Source organism: Patescibacteria group bacterium (assembly GCA_018819405.1).
GTDB lineage: Bacteria > Patescibacteriota > Patescibacteriia > UBA1558 > GWA2-36-10 > XYD1-37-29.
Window position 1 is genome coordinate 71,741 of sequence record JAHJQF010000001.1, and the last position, 22,984, is coordinate 94,724.

17 protein-coding genes are annotated in these 22,984 nt (G+C 37.8%); 5 read left to right on the forward strand and 12 right to left on the reverse strand.

Annotated elements, in window-relative coordinates; genetic code table 11:
* Window positions 1-97 precede the first annotated feature (97 nt).
* From ppsA to uvrA, 10 genes are all read right to left on the reverse strand, one after another.
* Window positions 98-2,506 carry a phosphoenolpyruvate synthase gene (gene ppsA, locus KKH39_00390; GenBank protein ID MBU1202494.1) on the reverse strand — a complete coding sequence of 803 codons (2,409 nt, stop codon included), beginning with the start codon at window positions 2,504-2,506 and terminating at the stop codon, window positions 98-100.
* Window positions 2,507-2,583: 77 nt separating this feature from the next.
* Window positions 2,584-2,892, reverse strand: coding sequence for a hypothetical protein (locus tag KKH39_00395; protein ID MBU1202495.1), 309 nt, complete (start codon window positions 2,890-2,892; stop codon window positions 2,584-2,586).
* 12 nt (window positions 2,893-2,904) lie between these two features.
* Window positions 2,905-3,441 (reverse strand): hypothetical protein, encoded by a 537-nt coding sequence (locus KKH39_00400; GenBank protein ID MBU1202496.1) that lies wholly within the window; start codon window positions 3,439-3,441, stop codon window positions 2,905-2,907.
* A gap of 102 nt (window positions 3,442-3,543) precedes the next feature.
* Window positions 3,544-5,325: a hypothetical protein gene (locus tag KKH39_00405; GenBank protein MBU1202497.1), complete on the reverse strand. Its 1,782-nt coding sequence runs from the start codon at window positions 5,323-5,325 to the stop codon at window positions 3,544-3,546.
* 92 nt (window positions 5,326-5,417) lie between these two features.
* Window positions 5,418-7,319, reverse strand: a complete 1,902-nt coding sequence (locus KKH39_00410) for a hypothetical protein (GenBank protein ID MBU1202498.1) — start codon at window positions 7,317-7,319, stop codon at window positions 5,418-5,420.
* 95 nt (window positions 7,320-7,414) lie between these two features.
* Window positions 7,415-9,046 (reverse strand): chaperonin GroEL, encoded by a 1,632-nt coding sequence (gene groL / locus KKH39_00415; GenBank protein MBU1202499.1) that lies wholly within the window; start codon window positions 9,044-9,046, stop codon window positions 7,415-7,417.
* Window positions 9,047-9,157: 111 nt separating this feature from the next.
* A complete protein-coding gene (locus KKH39_00420) occupies window positions 9,158-9,433 on the reverse strand; it encodes a co-chaperone GroES (protein MBU1202500.1) in 276 nt (91 codons plus the stop codon).
* A gap of 107 nt (window positions 9,434-9,540) precedes the next feature.
* Entirely contained in the window at window positions 9,541-10,839 is a 1,299-nt protein-coding gene (locus KKH39_00425) for an O-antigen ligase family protein (GenBank protein ID MBU1202501.1), read from the reverse strand.
* Window positions 10,820-11,779, reverse strand: coding sequence for a hypothetical protein (locus tag KKH39_00430; GenBank protein ID MBU1202502.1), 960 nt, complete (start codon window positions 11,777-11,779; stop codon window positions 10,820-10,822). Before KKH39_00430 ends, KKH39_00425 begins: the two co-directional genes overlap by 20 nt.
* A gap of 134 nt (window positions 11,780-11,913) precedes the next feature.
* On the reverse strand, window positions 11,914-14,760 hold the full coding sequence (uvrA, locus tag KKH39_00435; GenBank protein ID MBU1202503.1) for an excinuclease ABC subunit UvrA: 2,847 nt from the start codon (window positions 14,758-14,760) through the stop codon (window positions 11,914-11,916).
* A gap of 165 nt (window positions 14,761-14,925) precedes the next feature.
* On the opposite strand from uvrA, the gene secG reads away from it, so the two are divergent.
* The 5 genes from secG (at window position 14,926) to trpS (ending at window position 21,021) form a co-directional block, all read left to right on the forward strand.
* On the forward strand, window positions 14,926-15,144 hold the full coding sequence (gene secG / locus KKH39_00440) for a preprotein translocase subunit SecG (GenBank protein MBU1202504.1): 219 nt from the start codon (window positions 14,926-14,928) through the stop codon (window positions 15,142-15,144).
* A 207-nt stretch (window positions 15,145-15,351) separates the two neighbouring features.
* Entirely contained in the window at window positions 15,352-17,205 is a 1,854-nt protein-coding gene (locus KKH39_00445) for an ABC transporter substrate-binding protein (protein MBU1202505.1), read from the forward strand.
* 24 nt (window positions 17,206-17,229) lie between these two features.
* Window positions 17,230-19,152 carry a ribonuclease J gene (locus tag KKH39_00450; protein MBU1202506.1) on the forward strand — a complete coding sequence of 641 codons (1,923 nt, stop codon included), beginning with the start codon at window positions 17,230-17,232 and terminating at the stop codon, window positions 19,150-19,152.
* 154 nt (window positions 19,153-19,306) lie between these two features.
* Window positions 19,307-19,897, forward strand: coding sequence for a hypothetical protein (locus KKH39_00455; GenBank protein ID MBU1202507.1), 591 nt, complete (start codon window positions 19,307-19,309; stop codon window positions 19,895-19,897).
* 170 nt (window positions 19,898-20,067) lie between these two features.
* A complete protein-coding gene (trpS, locus tag KKH39_00460; protein MBU1202508.1) occupies window positions 20,068-21,021 on the forward strand; it encodes a tryptophan--tRNA ligase in 954 nt (317 codons plus the stop codon).
* A gap of 144 nt (window positions 21,022-21,165) precedes the next feature.
* Here the strand turns inward: trpS and KKH39_00465 are convergent, their stop codons facing one another.
* Window positions 21,166-21,855 carry a hypothetical protein gene (locus tag KKH39_00465; protein MBU1202509.1) on the reverse strand — a complete coding sequence of 230 codons (690 nt, stop codon included), beginning with the start codon at window positions 21,853-21,855 and terminating at the stop codon, window positions 21,166-21,168.
* 208 nt (window positions 21,856-22,063) lie between these two features.
* Window positions 22,064-22,984, reverse strand: coding sequence for an L-lactate dehydrogenase (locus tag KKH39_00470; protein MBU1202510.1), 921 nt, complete (start codon window positions 22,982-22,984; stop codon window positions 22,064-22,066).

Consider the following 22,984-nt stretch of genomic DNA (forward strand, 5'->3'; position numbering starts at 1 on the left):
TATGGGCCGACCTCTCCAAAATATGCCTAAACAGTATAGATTTTATCATAATTTTAGTCAATACAAAAACCCCCGCCAAAAAGCGAGGGTCTGTAAATTATTTTTTAGACTTTTTACGACTTCTAGTTTTTTCAGTTTTCTTGATAGCAATAATGGTTTTGATTACCGTGTCTGGATTGAGTGAAATAGAATCAATACCCTCGCCTACCAAAAATTGAGCAAAGTCCGGAAAATCAGAGGGAGCCTGACCGCAGATACCGATTTTTCTTTTGTTCTTTTTGGCAATAGCTATCACTTGTCTTATCAACTGTTTGACTGATTCATTTCTTTCATCATAGACATGAGCGACCAATTCGCTGTCACGATCTACGCCTAGAGTAAGCTGAGTAAGGTCGTTTGACCCGATTGAAAATCCGTCAAAAATTTGGCAGAACTCTTCGGCTAGTATTACATTGGACGGAATTTCACACATCACATACACCTCCAAGCCGTCTACACCACGCTTGAGACCATGCTCAGCCATAATACGCAATACTTTTTTGCCCTCTTCTACTGTCCGACAAAATGGTACCATGATTTTCAAATTCTTTAGACCCATTTCTTTGCGTACTTTGACCAATGCTTTGCACTCCAGCTCAAAAGCAGCTAGATATTTTGGACTATAATATCTACTAGCCCCACGCCAGCCAATCATTGGATTTCTTTCTTCCGGCTCAAACTCAGTACCACCAATCAAACTAGCATATTCATTTGATTTAAAATCAGACAATCTAATAATTACATCTTTAGGATAAAAAGCGGCCGCAATTCTGGAAATTCCTTCGGCTAATTTGTCTATGAAAAATTGTGGTTTATTTTTGTAAGCTGCGGTCTGCTCTTCAATAACTCTCTTGGTCTTAGGGTCTTTGATTTTGGCAAAGTTGAGCAAAGCCAAAGGATGAATACGAATGTAATTGGAAATAATAAATTCTTCACGAGCCAAACCAACACCTTCATTGGGAATAAAACTTTGTGCCATGGCCATTTCTGGATTACCAATATTCATCATTATCTTGGTTTTGGATTTTTTGAAATTTTTCAAATTTGTTTTTTTGATTTCGTATTTTAGTAAACCGTTGTAAATGAATCCTTTTTCACCTTCAGCACAGGAGACCGTGACATTTTGTCCATTTTTCAATTTTTCTGTCCCGTCTTTGGTGCCGACTACGCAAGGAATACCCAACTCACGAGAAATAATAGCCGCGTGACATGTCCTGCCACCCGAATTGGTAATGATAGCGCTGGCTATTTTCATAATTGGCTCCCAATCTGGATCAGTCATCTCGGTGACTAGCACCTCACCTGGCTTGAACTTGTCAATATTTTTGGCGTCTTTGATAATATGGACCTTGCCCTGACCAATTTTGTTGCCCACCGATGCACCAATAGACAAAACCTTGCTGCGTTCTTTGATAATATATTCAATCAAAGTATTGGGGTCATCCTGACTGCGGACTGTCTCCGGTCTGGCTTGTACAATATAGAGTTTGCCAGTCTTACCATCTTTGGCCCATTCCATATCCATTGGTTTTTTGTAGTGCTCTTCAATTTGGACTGCCCATTTAGCCAGTTGCAATACCTCGCTGTCTTTGAGCACAAAAGTATTTTGCTCCTTTTTTGAGACAGGCATATTTTTGGTGTTGCTTTTGGCCTGGCTATCATAAATCAATTTTTTATCCTTGTGACCCAAAGTCTTGGAAATAATAGGTTTGAATCCCTTAAGTAGTGTTGGCTTGAATACATAGTATTCATCAGGGTTGACCATGCCTTGGACAATATATTCCCCTAATCCGTATATAGAATTGATAAGCACAGCATCTCTAAAACCAGATTCAGTATCAATAGAAAACATAACGCCAGATGAAGCCATATCAGAACGTACCATTTTTTGGATAGTGATCGAAAGCTTTACCTTAAAATGACTAAAGCCTTTGTCAGTACGATATGATACTGCCCTATCAGTAAACAAGCTGGCCATACATCTTTTGCAAGCATCCAAAATCTCTTCAGCTCCTTCTACATTGAGATAAGTGTCCTGTTGACCGGCAAAAGAAGCGTCCGGCAAATCCTCAGCTGTGGCTGAAGAACGTACCGCCACATCAACATTGGTAGTTTTGAATTCTTTGGAAAGCTTGTGGTAATTATTTACAATATCCTCTTTCAAATCCTCAGGAAATTCCGCCTTGAGTATTGCCTGCCTGACTTTATGGGCATGCTCCTGTAAATTTTTGATATTGTGAGTATTGAGAGTCTTGAGAATTTGTCTAATCTCTTTTTTTACACCGGTTGTAGTAATAAAATAATCATAGGCTTCAGCGGTCACTGCAAAACCATTTGGTATTGGCACGCCTTTTCTGGTCAGTTTGGAATACATTTCACCTAGTGATGCATTTTTGCCGCCCACGCTTGGCACGTCTTTGATACCAATTTCTTTAAACCACAAAATGTATTTATTTTTCTTTGCCATAATATTTTCTTTTAGAAAAATTAAGTCAAGCAGAAACGCTAGACTTAATTTACTTATTTTTTAACTAAGTTCAAAAACTACAAATTAATCTTTTTTGCATATTTGCCCAATACTGGCAGCTCCCAATATCTACCATCTAAACAGGCTTTGATACCCAAAACTGCTAAAATGACAGATATGATCATAACAAAAGGCATTAAAAAAGCGATTATCATACCGACTATTTCAAAAGCAAAAAGCATCACTCCTTGTTTGGCATGAAATTGGGCAAACTTTGATTTTTTGGCCAAAAACAAGGGTACAAAGCAAAGTATGCCTATATAGCCAATGGCAGCGGTAATTTGATTTTTTTCAACATCGTTTTTTTCTGGTGTTGGTGTTGACATAGTTATTTTATTTTAATTTTTAATAGATTTATTTTTTGTGACTTTGATAAACAAAGCTCCTAATAGAGCAATCAAAATTATCATCCAAAGTGGCTCGACCAAAAGATTGAGCCAGGCCCAAGCTGATTTGATATATACTATCTTGATAACTCCCAAAATGATAATGGCGGCTAAAAAAGAAAAGATGGTGGTTATAAACATCTTATCAGTTGACAAAAGCCATCTAAGGCGGGCTAAAGACAACCAAACAAGTAAGATCACCAAACGCCAAGCCCAGGTCATCCAAAATATGAATTGTTCAGACCAATACATCTTGAGACCAATATCGCGCAAAGCAATCTCAGTCACAACAATAAAAACCAAAAGTACAATAGAGACCAGTATCCAAGAAAATCCAGCCTCTGACTTTGGCTTGAGTTTGATGACTTCCCGACGCAACTCCTCTTCTAGCTCATGTGTGCCAAAATCAGCCAACCACACCTCAGTGGTTTCATCGGTCTCTACCCCAGTATCTGGATCAATACTATGTTGTGACCTCTTAAATATCATATGTCTATATTATAACAAAAAATGAGCTAAATTAAAAACCCACCCATAAAAAACAACCTCCGAGGTTAATTTAACCTCGGAGGTTGTTTGGGCTAAAAAATATTATTCAGTATCAATTTGATTTAAATCATTATTGGTAATACCCAGACTCAAGAACCTCATAATCTGATAAGCTGCCTCACCATCTCTCATATAATACCTTTTACCGTCATCAGGATTTATATACCAAGCTTCACCACGAGACTGCACTTGTAACACTATCTGGCCTTTCAGCCTATTTACCAAACCGCTATCATTGGACATGTTGCCCAAACCAAGCGGGTTATAATTACCATTCACCTCAACTCCGTCTTTATATCCATCATTATCAGAGTCATCATTATTTGGATCTGTACCCAGCCCTTCTTCCAATTTATTACACAGGCCATCATTATCATTATCTACACACTCAAATCTGTCTTCTATACCCACTGGGATTTTAGCTAAATCTACATTGCTGATTCCCAAACCAAGATTTCTCATCATACCGTAGGCAGCGCTTCCGTCTTTCATATACATTCGTTTGCCATTGTCCGGTCTTACATACCAAGCTTCGCCATGATTTTCTACCTGCAGTAAAATTTTTCCTTTTAATCTGTTGCTCAATTCCAAATCTATTTCCGGTAAAGGAACTAATTCTTCAACTGGTGTATCGAGCTCTTCTATTGGCGTAAGAGGTGGACTAGGGTTGAATTCTTGAAGTAATGTTATTTTTATTATTGCTCTGGATAAAGCGGGATTATCCTCATTTATATCCAAATTCAAAACTTGTACTCTGGTCTGATCCTCTGGATCATAAAAACCAGTGCTCCCAGTATGAAGATCTGGCGTGTCTTCTTTGAGTACAGCTGAATTCCAGCTAAAATCTTCTCCTACTGGACTAGCATCTATCAAAATAGAGTCTGTATATTGTCCTGGATTATTGGTGTGAATGAGTATGCCATTTAAATCAGGCGCGGCGCCTAAATTAGCATCAAACCCAATAGGCTGACGAAATTCTAAATACCAAAATTTACCATTGTTTCTTTTGATTTTGATGGCCTTAAGCCCAGGATCGCTAGATTCAAAAGGTGTTAATTCATAAGTGCCATTAGAGACTATGCTATTAGAATCAACTTCTAATAATTGATGTTGGCTATCAAAAAAACCAATAGTATCTTTTTGTACGGCACTAAATTGCCCTGGCCTTGATAGAGGGACACTCATTATGTTGCTCAAATCTTGGACTGTATAAATTTCACATCCGCTAGCACTATAAGGTATGTCATTACATTTATACATACCCGCATGTTGAGAGCCAAAGCCGTGCCCTAATTCATGGCCAATACCATAAGGCCAAGGAATAGTATTGTCTGCTACCCAGCCTAAGGTCATAGTATGATTGCCGTCTGGAGTGGCAAAGGTTCTGGTACCAATATAGCTAGCGCCACGCCCACAATCGCCGTTTGGCATCACAATCATCAAATGATCATAAGCTAAAAAATCAACAGCACTATTTCCTTCTTCAGTTTCAAGAGCCTGAGTTGCGGCCAAAGAAATAGCTGTCAGATCACAATTATAATTCATCGCCAATTCATACCATTTATTTTGATAGTTGGCTGAAGGAAAAACATCACCTGACAAATGAATTTGCCCGTAGGAATTCTCATTATAAAAATTAGCTATGCTATTATTAGCATTAAAAGTAATATTAACCACATCATCTCGATTGTTTTTCAAACCATCAGTATCTTGAAAGTTTACCAATATGAGTAATATTTTGTGTTCTGTAGTAGTAGCATTAACCGAAAAATTACCAACAAGAAACAACAAAAACAAAAACAGGAAAAGAATAATTTTTTTCATAATTTTATTTCTAATATATCTATACTATAACAAAAAATCAGATAAAATAAAAACCCTCTCTGAATATTTTTCAAAAAGGGAATTATTTTTGTTTATTCGGTAGATATTTGTTCTAAATCCTTATTAGTAATACCTAAAGACAAATATCTCATAATTTGATAAGCTGCCTCACCATCGGTCATATAATAACGCCTGCCATCATCTGGATTTATATACCAAGCCTCCCCTCGAGACTGCACTTGTAACACAATTTTACCTTTTACATTATTAACTAAACTATTATCATAAACTGATTTACCTACACCCAAAGGATTGTAAGCGCTCTTTACTTCTGCACCATCATCAAAACCATCATCATCAGAATCATTATCATTGGGATCTGTACCAATGCTTTCCTCTAATTTATTACACAGGCCATCATTGTCATCATCTGTACACTCAAACCTATCTTCTATACCTACTGGAATTTTAGCTAAATCTGCGTTACTTATTCCTAGTCCAAGATCTCTCATCATACCATAGGCCGTATCGCCATCTTTCATATAAATTCTATTACCGTTATCTGGACGAACATACCAAGCTTCGCCATAATTTTCTACCTGCAGTAAAATTTTTCCTTTTAATCTATTAGTAAGCTGCAAATTTTTCTGACGCTTGTTTTGATTCTCAATATCGGAATCATCATCTGATTCGATACAAGCCCCTAGTGTATCACCGTGAGTCTGGTGGGCAGGCCAAGCTGACTCAGCAATTTCTAAAGTATTACTACTGCCATTCCCCGTCAGATGACAGATGATTATTTTTTTGACATCTATGTCGCTATCATCGGAATCATCTTCGCTGTCATCAGAAACCACTGCTATTGTTTTCGTAAGTTCATTATTGCTTTCACTTATTTCATCTTTCCTATTCATTGGGTCAACCTTGAAATATAATGACTTTTCGCCAGTAGATGTAAAATGCCCTGTAAAAATATATTCAAAATCATGAATTATTGTAAATGGCTCACCCGCATCTAGCATCATATCATCAACTACAAAATCTTCAAAATTATGATCATATTGATTCAATGAATCCGTAGTCACTGTCCCGCCCGTCTCATCCACCGCACCTGTGACAGTTATGGTTGTATTAGCGCCTGCCTGTGGACTGGACGGAGAAACACTAATATTTTCTATAATCATATCTACACAATTTTCATGATAATGTCCCTCTGGACGTGGAATAATAGGTTGGCACTCATTTATAGGAGATACATAATCATCATAGCTGGTCACTTCAAAAGTAACATTCTTGGTGTTGTTTTCCTCATTTGATTCCTCTATATCGTCATCAGCATCAATTATAGCCGTCGCCTCATAAGTGCCTGCGTCTAATTTTATAGCATTGCTACATGTAGCATAACCAGGGACTACTGTAGCATAACTAGTCCGACAAACTATATCACCTATGTGTATTTCGATAGTATTATTATAATTTAGAAGATTATTACCCTCATTATCTACATAAACAGTAAAAGCTAGCACTGTGTCTGCAAATCTATTACTATAATCTGGTGTGCTAAAGCCACCACTATTACCAATTTTAAAATCAGTAATTACCAAATCAGGTTTGTCACGATAAATAGTAAATGGCGCATCGCTTTGATCTTGAGGATTTCCATTTTCTCCAGCAGGATAACCGATTATTTTTACTAAAAAATTATCCTCGCCCTGCATAGTTTGATTATCTAAAATAGTATATTGATAAGCACCCTGAGTATCACTAGGATTGACACTAACTGAAACACCCTGCTGCATTACAGTACCTTCAATATTAGTTATGTATATAAATACGCTATTAATATCTGACTGATCCCATCTAAATTCATAAGTCTCCCCACTTTTGAGACTTTCTCCACCATTGGGATATACTAGTTCCAGAGAGGCCGCTTTAGCAGTATCAGCTAGTCCTAAAAGCAACAATGACCCAAAAAGAAATAATAATTTTTTCATAATTTTAATTTAAATAATAACTAAATAATAACTATAAGTATAGTAACATTTTTTCTATAAAAAAGCACCTCAGACGACTGAGGTGCTAAAATGTGTTACATCATACCCATACCACCCATACCTGGATTCATACCATGGTTGTGATCTTCTTCTTTTTTTGGAATATCAGTGATGACTGCCTCAGTAGTCAAAAACATACCAGCGGCTGAAGCAGCATTTTGTAGAGCACTTCTGGCAACTTTTGTTGGATCAACAATGCCAGCCTGAATTAAGTCTTCAAATTTATCATCTTTGGCATTGTAGCCAAAACTATCTTTATTTTTCAAAACTTCCGCCACAATCACACTGCCATCCTTTCCGGCATTTTCGGCAATCTGCTCTAGTGGAGTCAATAAAGCTTTTTTCAAAATATTGGCGCCTAGTTCTTCTTCGTCCTCTAAGCCCAAATCTTCTATGGCTTGTAGTGATCTCAAATAAGCCACTCCACCACCTACTACAATACCCTCTTCTACTGCGGCCTTGGTAGCAGCTAAGGCATCTTCAATCCTGTCTTTTTTTTCTTTCATTTCGGTTTCAGTGGCAGCACCGACTTTGATGACAGCTACTCCACCGGTTAATTTAGCTAATCTTTCCTGGAGTTTTTCTTTATCAAAATCAGAATCAGCTTTTTTGATGGCATTTTCAATCTGAGCCACTCTTTCTTTTACTATTGATTCATCACCTTTGCCGTCTACAATAGTAGTATTATCTTTGGTAGCAACTACTTTGCGAGCCGATCCTAGCATATCAACAGTGGCGGCAGACAACTTTAAGCCAACTTCTTCAGATATTACTTTGGCTCCGATTAAAGCAGCAATGTCATAAAGCATTTCTTTTTTTCTGTCACCAAAACCTGGTGCTTTGACGGCCAATGTATTAAATACTCCTCTTATTTTATTTAAAACCAAGGTAGTGAGTGCTTCACCCTCTACATCTTCGGCAATAATTACCAAATCTTTTTTTCCGCTTTGAGCTAAAGACTCTAAAAGAGGTAAAATTTCTTGCAAGGATGAAATCTTTTGATCAGTCACTAAAATGCTGATATCATCATAGACTGCCTGCATTTTTTCGGTATCAGTGACCATATATGGTGACACATAACCCTTATCAAATTGCATACCTTCTACTACTTCTTTTTCAATGCCAAAGCTTTGTGATTCCTCTACGGTGATGACTCCATTTTTCCCTACTGACTCCATGGCCTCGGCAATAATTTTTCCGATTTCTTTGTCATTGGCAGAAATGGAAGCTACTTGCTCAATTTCTCCCTGGTCAGATACTTTCTTACTCATCTTTTTCAAATTTTCTACTACAGCAACAGTTGCTTTATCAATACCGCGCTTTAGAGCCAAAGGATCAGAGCCGGCCGTGACATTTTTCAAGCCTTCAGAAATTATATTTTGGGCTAAGACAGTGGCTGTAGTAGTACCATCACCGGCCACATCATTGGTCTTGGCAGCTACTTCTTTGACAATCTCCACGCCAACATTTTCAAATTTGTCTTCTACTTCTACTTCTTTGGCAACTGTCACACCGTCTTTGGTAATGGTTGGGGAGCCGTAGCCACGATCAAGCACTACATTTCTACCCTTTGGTCCCAAAGTGACCTTGACTGAGTCGGCCAAAATATCCACGCCTTTTTTCATCTTGGCACGAGCTTCTTCATTAAAAATAATTTGTTTAGCCATATTTATATTCCTTTCTTATCTTAAAATTATACTTTATCTTGTCTGTCATACTGAACTTATTTCAGCATCTCCGATAGATCCCGAATCAAGTTCGGGATAACAAGGGAAAAATTATTCTATGACCGCTAAGAGGTCATCATGATTCAAAATTTTGTACTCTTGTCCGTCAATTTTTATTTCTGAACCGCCATATTCAGAGAAAACAACTTTTTGCCCAACTTTTACATTTAGTTTGACAATTTTTTCGCCATTACCAACAGCAATAATTTCTCCTTCCATACGGGATTCTCGGTTGGCAGTATCAGGCAAAATAATACCTGACTTCGTAGTTTCTTCTTTAGGTAGGGCTTTGACAATTACCCTGTCTCCAAGTGGTTTTAGATTCATATGTTTCTCCTTTATTTACTTATAATTTATTAAATAAATTAGCACTCTATATTATAGAGTGCTAATCCTCTTTTGTCAACCCAGCCTTTCGCAAAAAGCTGATTAAACTACTTATTATGTTTATACAAATTGGCTAGCCCCAAAGCTACTAGCAGCCAACCAGTCCAGGCAGTCCACAAGTAGTGATCAAACATGCCAATTATTATCAATCCTAGTACTAAACTAGTTGATAAAACATCTACTTTATTGGCGGATTTTATAATTCTTCGCAAAATATTAAACAATAAAAATATTCCTATAATACCCACCTCGGCTAACATCAAAATAAATATATTATGAATCGGCTGGACATTGTATGTAGACAATCCTTCATGATTATTTAAGGTATATAATGTATTTATACCCAATCCCTGACCAAAAAATCCATTTTTGTAGTTGTCCCAGCCAAGTTGATCCAAAGTATCAATCCGATCATTAATTGATTTCTCTTCCAGCTGAGTCTGAGCCTCTATTCTGGCCGGCCAGGCGTCGGGCACTATCATATTGAAAGACAAAAACACAGCTACAAAAATCACCGCATATTTGGCAATCACAGTTACTATCAACCAATTTTTTTTGAAAATATTTATCAAAAACAAACTAAAGAAACTCAGGATAAGAGCTAAAATAGCACTCCTAGAAAAACTGGCAAATAAACCATAAGTAGCAATGACCACAGATATTACAACAAAAATTAACTCCCAAAAACTTTTTTTCTTGGAGATATTAAGCCAGCCTTTTTTTTCATTCCTTTTGTATAAATCAATCCAAAGATAAATAGCCAAAAATATTACCACAAATAAAAATCCTCCCAGCATATTGGGATGTGGCAGTGAGCCATAAGCCCGTAGTAACCTACCCACTCCAGTATCCACCACCGAATTGCCTAGGACTTCTGGCAAATGTTCAGACATCCCCAACCACTTGTTGGCAGTCACTTTTTGAGTCAAAAGCTGATAAAAAGCCAAAAAAGACTGGATTAATCCTGAAAGCAACAATATCCTATAGGCAAAAAGTTTTGGTAAAAATTTTACTAAATACGCAAATAAGGCTGCTGAATATATCAGAAATAAATAATAAAAAGAAACCGAAACTGCTGGCGAGAAAAAACAAACTATAATGGAATAAGCAAAAACGAAATAAAAAAACTTTGACCGAGAAAGCCTCATCTCTTTTTTATTGGCTAAGGCAAAAAACACAGCGGCCAAAAATAAAAACAATACATTTAGATACAGACTCAATCTTCCATATTGCCAGACTGCCTCTCCCAGCGGCCAATCATAAAATATCCATCTAGTTTGCCAAGGAATCAAAAAAATAAAAATGGCCAAAAAAATCTTAAACAGTTTATGGTTTGTCTTTTTCATTATTTTTTAATAAATTATGAACTCTCTGTTTCCACTTTTTATAAAAAAGTTCTCGATTATCGTTGGGATAAAATTTTAACATACCCTCATTTACTACAATTTTGGTATCTATATTGATCAGTGACTTAAGATTACGATCAATAATCCTAAGCTGCAATGTTCTAATAAAAGCATAAATTGCTCTTTTGAAAAATGGCGGTCGCAAAATGCCATAAAAAATCTTGGCTACTACTTTTGAATACTTTCTTTCTTTGACAGTCTTGGAAAATTGATTTTTATAAGCATTGGGCAGATAATTTTTGTACCACTGATTGGCCTCCAAAAATTTTTCATACAAACCGTCCGGATTGTAAATTGGCATAAGTTGTGATACCCAATATGGATAATAAATATCCTCACTGTTTATCATAGTAGACTCAATATTTAAATGATCTTCATCTACAAAAAAACTCAGACAAAATGCATCGCGTTTGTTTTCATCTTTTGGTCTCATCCTAAAAATTGATACAAATAAAACAGTAAAAAATCTAGCTAGCCAAATTGTCTTTCTCTTGGCAATGATAAAAAGATCAATATCACTATCTTCGCTGGCATTGCTATAAGCCAAAGAATTACAGACCGCTATCATCCTGACAAAAGGAATAAAACGATAAATCTTGGCGATGTTTATGGCTCTACGAAATTTTCTCTCCGCTAGATTATTGTTTTGCTTGCGCCTGAGATAAATACTGTCTCTACCAACCAAACTATAGAAGCCCTCTTTTCTGATAATCTCCTGTTGCAGGGTTTGGCTTGTCTCCAAGGCTTTTTTAACATCAGATATAGAATATTTTTTATTTGGCATATATAGCCATTTCCAAATTTCTGTCAAAGTAAGTGGATAATAAAATATATCAAAAAAAGCTAATGTTTTCAAAATAGATTTTTCCAAATCAGTCATCCCCTTAAAAATTACTATAAAATACTTAAATAAAACTACATTTTATAATCCCGCTCGGGACTTATATCTTAATATTACTTAAAATACTATTTTTTTTCAAGAAATTTTAAAACCCCGCCTAAGCGGAGTTTTATTTATTTTTTCAAAAGCTTAGCTAAATACTGCCCAGTGAAACTGTTTTTGACTTTGGCCACCTGAAGCGGTGTACCCTCGGCAACTATTTGACCACCTTTATCACCACCCTCTGGTCCAAGATCTATTATCCAATCAGAACTTTTTATGACATCCAGATTATGCTCAATGACAAGTACTGTATTACCTTTATCCACCAAACGATGCAACACTTCTAAGAGTCTCTTGATATCATCAAAGTGAAGACCAGTGGTCGGCTCATCCAAAATATATAATGTTTTACCCGATGAACGACGTGATAACTCAGTGGCCAACTTTATACGCTGAGCCTCACCACCTGAAAGGGTAGTAGCCGGCTGACCAAGCTTGATATAACCTAATCCAACATCTACCAAGGTCTTTAGCTTATTAAAAATATTTGGCACATCTCGGAAAAAAATCATAGCCTCCTCAACAGTCATTTGTAATACTTCGGAAATGTCTTTACCTTTGTAATGAATCTCCAGCGCTTCATCATTATATCTTTTCCCATGGCATTCTTTGCACTCAACATAAACATTTGGCAAAAAATTCATTTCTATTTTTATAACCCCATCGCCCTGACAATTTTCACATCTGCCACCTCTGACATTAAAACTGAAACGCCCAGCTTTGTAGCCTCTGATTTGTGCTTCTTGTAACTCGGCAAACAAATCTCTGATATAAGTAAAAGCACCTGTATAAGTAGCTGGATTGGAACGTGGTGTACGACCAATCGGGGACTGATCTATATCTATTACTTTATCAATATTTTCCAAGCCCTTGATTTCTTTATGCTCACCCGGATTATCCTTGGAACGATAAAAATGCTTAGTTAGGGCTTTGGCCAAAATTTCGGTCATAAGTGTTGACTTACCTGATCCAGATACTCCAGTGATAGATATAAATTTACCCAAAGGAAAATTGACATCCAAATCTTTTAGATTAAAAGCTTTGGCTCCAATAATGGCCAAATTTTTACCGTTTCCTTTTCTATATTTTTTGGGAATAGGAATACTTTTTTTGCCGGACATATATTGACCGGTCAAAGACTTGGGATTTTTCTTTATGGCCTGAGGAGTGCCTTCAGCTACTATTTCACCGCCGTGCTTACCAGCACCTGGCCCAATATCTATGACATGATCAGCGGCCAATATTGTCTCTTCGTCGTGCTCAACTACTATAACTGAATTACCAAGATCTCTTAGGTCTTTCAGCGTCTTGATGAGTTTGGCATTGTCTGTCTGGTGCAGACCGATTGAAGGCTCATCCAAAATATATAAAACACCCGTCAAAGAAGAACCAATCTGAGTAGCCAGTCTAATACGCTGAGCCTCACCACCTGAAAGGGTAGAGGCATTTCTGTCCAGTGTCAGATAATTTAGACCAACATTTTCCAAAAATACCAAACGTATCTGGATTTCTTTTAATATCTGGTGGGCAATTAAATTTTCATTTTTTGATAATTCTTTGGGTAAATCGGCAAAGAATACTTTGAGATCATCTATATTTTGATCAGAAATATTGGCAATATTACTACCGACTATCTTGATATTTAGAGACTCGGGCTTGAGTCTTTTGCCCAGGCAGGCTTCACAAATCTCAACACGCATATAACGCTCTATCTCACTTCTTATATAATCCGAGTCGGTCTCACGATAACGTCTTTCCAGATTTGGCATTACTCCTTCAAAGGTATCATTATGATTATTATTAAAGCGGCTATTTTCCAAATCAACCTGATACTTTTCAGCTCCAGTTCCATATAAAATAATATCCAATTGTTTTTTGGTGAGTTTGGCTACCGGCGTACGCGTAGAAAATTTATGTTTTTTTGCTACTGCCTCTAATATAGCGCTATACCAATTTTGATTGGCGGCAGTTCTTGACCATGGCCTGATAGCCCCTTCAGCTAGTGCTAATTTTTTGTTTGGTATGACAAGCTCTGAATCAACGGTTAGCTTGGTACCCAAACCAGTACACTTAGTGCAGGCGCCGTGTGGACTGTTAAAAGAAAAATTTCTAGGCTCAATAGAAGAAAAAACTACTTCGGGATGCTCTAGACAAGTATAAAATTCACTAAAGACAAAATTTTCTCCTTCCTTTGGCATATATATAATTACAAAACCATTTCCGAAATCAAGTGCAGTATCTACTACCTGCTTTAACCTGTCTTTGGTTTTTTTCATACCATCAAGACGTAAGTGATCAACCACCAAATCTATATTGTGCTTCTTAGTTTTATCAAAAACCATTTTATCAGCCTCTTCTATACTCAAAAATTCTCCATCTAATCTAATTTTCTTGTAGCCAGAAGCTTTGAATCTTTTCAAAGACTGCTGATGGTCACCTTTTTTTTCTTTGACTATAGGCGATAAGATCATAAATTCAGCTTCTTTAGGTAGTTGCCAAATTTTTTCTACAATTTGTTTTTGGCTCATCTTGATAAGAGACTTGCCACACTTGTGACAATGAGGAGTTCCTATTTTAGCAAAAAGTAAACGAAGATAATCATAAATTTCGGTCACTGTGCCGACTGTTGATCGAGGATTCCTAGAAGAAGATCTCTGATCAATTGATATAGCCGGACTCAAACCATCAATTTGCTCCACGTCCGGTTTGTCCATCAAATCTAAAAACTGCCTGGCATAAGCAGACAGTGACTCCACATATCGACGCTGACCTTCAGCATAGATAGTATCAAAGGCTAAAGATGATTTTCCACTACCCGAGAGGCCAGTAATCACCACAAATTTGTTGCGGGGGATTTTGACATCCACATTTTTTAGGTTGTGCACCTTAGCGCCTTTGATTGTTATAAACTGTGGCATGAAATTTTTTTTACAAAAATTTTAAAACAATATTCCCGACCATGGTATCATGAATCTATAGCTAAGTCAAGAATCAGAGACAAGCTTACTCAAGCTCTAATTTGACTATAGTTGACAAAAAAAGGCTTATCTGTTAGTATGGAGTAGTTATAATAACTTCAACAGATGAAAAATATCCTTTATATTGTTCAGATTGTGATTTCTATCCTTTTAATAGCTACTATACTTATGCAGCAAAAAGGATCAGGTTTGGGTGCTGCCTTTGGCAGTGAATCTTCTATTTATCGCACCAAAAGAGGTGCTGAAAAGTTTATTTTTAGATTGACCATTATTTTGGCAGCTTTATTTTTGCTGACATCTTTGGCCAATCTATTCATATCATAAACTAACCAAACTTTTTACGTAAAAATTAAAAATTCACTCCATTAAATGAATTTAATTTATTTGGGGTATTTAAAATAATATTATATAATAAATTATATCTATAATTTATTTATTACTAATCTAAATATTAAATTTGAAATTAAGCCGTTGCTTGATTTTATTTAACGAGGTAAAGATATAGGAGTCTTCTCTAAAATAAAAAAAAGTTTGTTTTCGCTCGGAGAAAGAAGTGGATCTTCTCTTGGGTCTTTATTTTCTTTTTTTAAAAAAACTAAAGAAAAACTAGCTCCATCAGAAAAGGATGATGTAAACCAGCAATTGATAACACAGCTAAACAAAAAGAAAATACCCAGCTGGTCACAGCTAAAACAATTACCAAAATTTTTGAACAAACCGGAAAAACTCCAGTTTATAATAGCCTTTTTAATACTAATACTATCAAGCTTTACTATAGCTTGGCGATATTACATAAAAAATTCTGTACCAGTACCAGCGCATGGCGGCAGTTATAGCGAAGGCCTGGTAGGCGCCCCCAGCCTGGTCAATCCAATACTGGCTACTACTGATGCTGACCGTGATTTGGTAAAATTACTTTTTGCCGGACTAATGAAATATGATGAAAATGGCGAATTGATCCCTGACCTAGCTAGTGGATATACTATTGATGCCGAACAAACTACTTATATCTTTGAATTAAAAGAAGGCCTCAAATGGCATGACGGAGATCCTGTCACAGTCGATGACATACTCTTTACAATAAATAGTATAAAAAATCCCGAATACAAAAGTCCTTTTAGGAGTAGTTTTATCGGCGTACAAATACAAGCCATAAATGACCGCACTGTTCAATTTAAATTGGAAAAACCTTTTTCTCCATTCCTTTCAATTTTGACAATTGGCATTATACCAGAACACTTATGGTATTCTATCCCCGCTTTTGGAGCAAATCTGGCTGACTTAAATATAAGACCAGTCGGCGCTGGTCCTTATATGTTTAAAACATTGACCAGAGATTCCAGTGGCAACATTAGAAGCTATACCCTAAAATCATACGAAGACTATCACTTGAGTAAAGCTTATATAAATGAAATAAATTTTAAATTTTATCCAGACTTTTTTACCGGAGTTACTGCTTTACAAAATAAAAATATTGACGGCTTAAATTATTTGCCCAAAGAATACAAAAATGAGATAAAATCCGGCCGAATAGTATTTCACGATTTCCAATTTCCACAGTACACTGCTGTGTTTTTCAACCCCCAAAAAAATGAGCTATTATCAAACAATGATTTTAGACACGCTTTGGCTCTGGGCGTAGACAAACAAAGAATATTGGAAGAAGTCTTGTCTGGTGATGGCCAGCTCATAAATTCTCCTATACTACCAGGCCAAATTGGCTATGATAGTGAGCTACAAACCGAAATCTTCAATATCGATAAAGCCAAAGAAATATTGGATGAGCTAGGCTGGGTAATGCCAGAAAGTGGTCAGTTTAGAATAAAAAAAGATAAAGATGATGAAGAAGCCGCAGTAAAAGAGCTAAGTATTCAGCTAACTACTATCGATCAATCAGACAATGTCAAAATATTGTCTATCATCCAAGAAAATTGGCAATCTATTGGGGTCAAAACCGAATTAAATATAGTCCCCAAAGATAAAATAAAAAAAGATATTATTGATTCACGTAATTATCAGGCTCTACTATTCGGAGAAATTATAAACATAAATTCTGGTCCTTATCCTTTTTGGCATTCATCCCAAAATCAAAATCCTGGCTTGAATCTAAGTGTCTTAGCCAATAAAGATGTTGATGACTATTTGGATGTTATCAAAAATTCCAAAACCAATGAAGAAAAGTTGGAGCCACTTAAAAAATTTCAAGAAAAACTTTTGGAACTAAATTTTGCTATATTTTTATACAACCCTACTTATACTTATCCGACAACCAACAAGCTAAGAGGACCCGAAAGCGTCCACTTTATAAACTTGCCGGCTGATCGTTTTAACAACATTAACTCTTGGTACGTAAAAACTAAACGCGTACTAAATTCTAATAATTAATTAACAAATTAACAAAAAACTGTTATGAAAGAAATGAAAGATTCAACTGATAGCCTACTGTCAGATAGTTCTGCCAATAGAAAAAAATCTAATCGCAGAAATACTGCTAGAAAAAATTATCAGAACAGAAACAAGAAAACAACCACAAAAAACAATTCAAAGTTGGTTGCCAACCCGAGCGCATCGGGAACCCATACACCAGGAAAGAATACTGCCCAAAAAAGCAGCCACAAAAAATATCACCCAAAGACCCAAAAAGCTAGCCCAATGCATTCTGTTGGCAACAAGCTAAGGATAATACCTATTGGCGGTTGTGAAGAAGTCGGACGAAACATGACTGTCTTTGAATATGGCAGCGACATTGTAATAGTTGATATGGGATTGCAATGGCCTGAAGAAGATATGCCAGGTATTGATTATATTATCCCTAATGTAGAATATCTAAAAGGCAAAGAAAAAAATATCCGCGCAGTCATTATTACTCATGGTCACTATGACCACATTGGAGCTATACCTCATTTGATACCCAAATTGGGCAACCCAACTATCTATGCCACTCCTCTAACTCTAGGCATAATTGCCAAAAGACAGGAAGACTATAGGGGCAATCCACCGCTCAAGTTAAAATCTATTGATACTAACAGCAAACTGGTTTTGGGAAAATTCAAAGCTTCATTTTTTGGAGTCAGTCACAACATCCCAGGGTCAGTAGGTGTAGTTTTGGAAACTCCAATTGGCAAGGTGCTACACACCGGAGATTTTAAAATTGATGCCAAGGCATCAGGAGATGCTCCGACTGAAATCGCCAAAATAAAAGCTTTGGGACGTCAAAATGTCCTAGCCCTAATGGCAGACTCAACTAATGCCCCAGAAGTTGGCCGTCAGCTGACTGAAGGAGATATCCAGACAAACATTGATGAGATACTAAAACAAGCCAAAGGACGTATCATAGTTGGTACCTTTGCCTCACTTCTCGGACGTATCCAACAAATCCTCTGGGCTGCAGAAAAAATAAATAAAAAAGTAGTCATAGAAGGATTTTCTATGAAAAGAAACGTAGAGCTGGCCCAACAACTGGGCTATATGAAAGTCAAAAAAGGCACCATCATCCAACTCAAGGACATGAAAGACTATCCGGATAATAACATTATTATTATGTGTACTGGCGCTCAGGGTGAAGACAATGCTGTGCTTATGCGTATTGCTACCGGTGAGCACAAAAAACTCCATGTAGAACAAGGTGACACTATTGTCTTTTCATCGTCTGTTATACCTGGCAACGAAAGGTCTGTCCAAAGATTAAAAGATAGTCTATACAGAAAAGGAGCCGAGGTCATCCACTATAAAATGATGGATGTCCATGCCGGTGGTCATGCCAAACAAGAAGATTTGTTTGATATGATAAAGATGGTCCAACCAATGTACCATATCCCTGTCTATGGAAATCACTCTTTCTTAAAAATCCATGCTAAGATTGCCCAGAGAGCCGGCATTCCTCTAAATAGAATATTTGTACCCGACAATGGGCAAGTCATAGAATTTGACAGCCAAAGAAATGGTAAGCTACTCAAAGAAAAAGTACCGTCTGAATATGTGTTTGTAGACGGTCTGGGAGTTGGTGATGTATCACACATTGTACTACGCGACCGTCAAATGATGGCAGCCGATGGTATGGTAGTAGTGATTGCCACAGTTTCAAGCAAAACTGGCAAGCTAGTTCACTCGCCTGATATAATATCGCGTGGTTTTATCTATATGAGGGAAAACAAAGAAATGATAGAGGCCATCCGAACTAAAATAAAAAACATCATAAATGAACACAACAAAACCAACGGCAAGATAAATGATGTCTACGTCAAAGAAGCTCTGAGAAACGAGTTGGGACAATTTATTTTTCAAAAGACAAAACGTCGTCCGATGGTCTTACCAGTTATCATAGAAGTCTAAACAAATTTAAACTTAAAAACACCCGTCGGGTTGGAGACCGGACGGGTGTTTTATTATTATAATTGACAAAAAAAATATAATAAGCTATATTAGCCTGTTTTGAGATTGGATAAGTCGTAGACCTGTCAGACCATCCCTAAACTGGAGGAATACAATGAAGTTCTTGATTCTCACTACCCTGATCTTTCTGTCCATTTCCATGCCTACCCTGGCTGGAGACTCGGTCGGCATCGAGATGCACGCGGATTCGCCAGTCATCATCTTCGCCGACAAGTATGTCAGTGACCACTCCATGATCCACCTCTGGGCCGTGCCTGGCGTCCAGACCAACTTGCTCTTCCGTATGGGGTCAAACCCCTACAAGATCCTCAAGAAATGTGAATTTGGCCTGGGACCGAGCTTTGCTATCGTCGATGACCACGAAGTCTGGGCTTACTATGACCTAGAACTGGACACTAAAATCCAACTGGGTCAACTCACTTGGATAGGCTATCGACTTGGACAACTTGCCCGCTACAACAGCCTGCAAGACAATTCGCTCCTGCGTGAGCAACTCTTCTGGGGAGATTTTCCTCTGGGAGTGATTGGCAACAACCTGTTCGCCGATAGTGCCAAACCCCGTTGGTTTTGGGGCGCGGTCTATAGTTTGGGCCGGACAGCATACTTCGGCACCAACAAGATCTTTATCACGGTCAACCTGGCCAATACTAACGAAGTTTGGGCCGCCTGGCTTCTCGAAATCTAGACGGCAACCAGACATCACGGCTCGGTGACGCAAGTCACCGAGCCGCTTATTTTTATCCAAAAACTATATTTGCCTTTAGGCTATATTTAAGATAAAATATAATTAATAGCGTAAAAATCTCATATTAATAAAAACTAGCCGCTGAAACATATTCAGCCTGACAAACAATTATGAAAACATTATTTTCCGGCATCCAGCCAACTGGCAATCTGCACTTGGGCAATTATCTAGGAGCTATCAAAAATTGGGTAGAGTTACAAAAAAAATATAACTGTATTTTTTCAATTGTTGACTTGCATGCTTTGAGTTCCAATATCACAGCCCAAGAAATACGAAAAAACATTTTTGATTTGGCAGTAGATCTAATTGCTCTGGGCATTGACCCAAAAAAATCAATTTTATTTCAGCAGTCCAAAGTAGCTGAGCACACTGAACTGGCTTGGATATTTAATTGTATTACGCCTGTATCTGAACTGGAAAGAATGACTCAATTCAAAGACAAAGCCAAAGAGCAGTCTAGTAATATTAATGCCGGGTTATTTGATTATCCAGTCTTACAAGCAGCTGATATATTACTTTACAAAGCCGAGGCTGTCCCGGTTGGCGAAGACCAGATACAGCATGTAGAATTGACACGCATCATTGCCAAAAAATTTAATAACCGCTTTGGCCAATATTTCCCCGAAGCCCAGGCAGTCCTTTCTCCCGCCAAAAGAGTTATGTCTTTAAATAATCCTGACAAAAAAATGAGCAAATCTCTAGGCGAAGCCAGTTATATTGCTATCAGAGATAGCCGAGACACAATAAGCAAAAAAATAAAAAAAGCAGTTAGCGACGAACAGGGCACAAAAAATCTACTAGAACTATATAGCTACTTTGGCGACAAGAAAAAACATACCCAAATGACCAAAGACTTTTCTGCTAGAAAACTTATGAACTCTCAGCTAAAAGATGAACTGACAATATCTGTCCTAAAATTCCTAGAGCCTATTCAGAAAAAAATATTAATATTAGAAAAAAATCCAGCCAAGGTAAACAAAATACTAGATGATGGAGCAAAGAGGGCTCAAAAAATCGCCAGCAAAAATATGTCGACCATCAGAAAATTAATTGGTATTAGATAATATAAAAATGACCTTCGAGGTTGGTTCAACCTCGAAGGTCATTTTTTATACAAAAAGAAAGCCCCGGGTGTCAAATGTTTGACACACGGGGCGAGTTGCACACTTCTACTTCAGCTCAAGGGAAAGAGATGAAAGTTGAAAGTGTTAGGAAATTACCTGGCGGGCGCGCACAATGCCACCGGCACCGTTAGGACTGAACCAGTCGATGATGTGGAGCCTGCCGCCGTCAGCATCCCACCTGACGCCCAGCACGCCGCCATCGCGGTCGTACGAACCAGCGCACATGGTGATGTTGCTGACATCCAGATGCTGACCAGTTTCCGACCAGTACTTGAGCTCGAGCACCAGACGCTCAAGCAGGGTAATGGCGTTGACGCCCTGCTGTTTCAGCTGGTTAGCCGAAAGGCTCTTGAGTTCCTCGTCGGCCTCCACCCGCTCGCGCAGACGAATCGCGTAGCTCTTATCCGACTGGCGGATGTTCTCGACGATGTCCTTGTCCAGGTTGTCCTCGTGGCTCCAGGCCGGGAACTGCTTGCGGATGGCCTCGAGCACATCGTTGAGCTTCAATCCCTTGGGGATGAAAATGACGCGGTCAAAGTCGCCGGGATTGAGAGCGATAGTGACTCCGTAGAAGTCCACCACGAGCCGGAAGTACTTGCGGTAGAACTCTTCCCACTCGCCACCGATATCGGTGATGGCGAAAGGATCCTGACGCTGAAGGAAAAGCTCCAGCTCACGCACGGTTATAACACCATGCCGTAGTTTGTGCATCAGGTCTGCCAGCAAACCAAGCACCTTGCCCGGTAAGCTACCGATCACTTGCTTCTTGCTCATGATCAGCTTCCTTTCATTGATGTTTTAGGTACTTACCCCGGCCTATTCCGAAGTAATAAATAATATTGCTACAGATTACAAATTTTGTCAATAATAAATATATACCAATATCAATTGGTTACTTAATATTAAATAAAGTTAAAGAGGGGTATTTTTTGTTATCTAAAAACCTCCCCTGTTAAGGGGAGGTGCCCAAAGGGCGGAGGGGTTAATTTACAGACTTAATGGCTTTTTTTAGCACTTTGGCTGATTTGATAAAACTAGCTTTTTCCTCTTTGGAAAGGTCTAGGGGCAACTGACCCATCACACCATGCCGGCCCAATATCACTGGTGTACTCAAACAAACATCTTTTACACCATAAACATTTTCTATCAAGTGAGACACGGGTAAGACCATACGCTTGTCATGTAAAATTGACATGATTATATTAGCGGCAGCCGAACCAATCCCGTAATAGGTAGATTGCTTACCGGCAATAATAGCATAAGCGGCATTTTTGGCTTTGGTAAATATATCCTCCTTGTCTTTTGTGCTAAGACGCTTATAAGTATCAAGGCTGATATTGCCAAGTCTGGCACTACTCCAAACTGGGAATTCACTATCACCATGCTCTCCCATGATATAAGCATGAATACTCTGAGTACTTATATTGAGTTTGTCACTTAAAAGATGCCTAAATCTAGCTGTATCAAGAGTAGTACCACTACCAATTATTTGATTTTTCTTGTTGGGAAACATTTTTATAGCCATATATGTCAAAACATCTACGGGATTGGTAATCATAAGTATCACGGCCTTTGGATTGGCCTTAAAAACCTGAGGAACTATGTCTCTTATTATTTTGGTATTTTTGCTAATCAAATCCAGACGAGTTTCACCTGGTTTTTGAGCAGCTCCACAGGTAATCACAACCACACCACTATCTTTGCAGTCACTATAGGTACCCACTTTGATATTTGTATTTCTAGTAAAAGGAGCGGCGTGCTGCAAATCCATTACCTGAGCTTTGGCCAATTTTTTGTTGACATCAACCAAAGCAATCTCCTCGGCAATATCTTGGACCACCAGACTATAAGCCGTAGTAGAGCCTACCATACCGGCTCCTATAATTGTCACTTTATTTTTCAT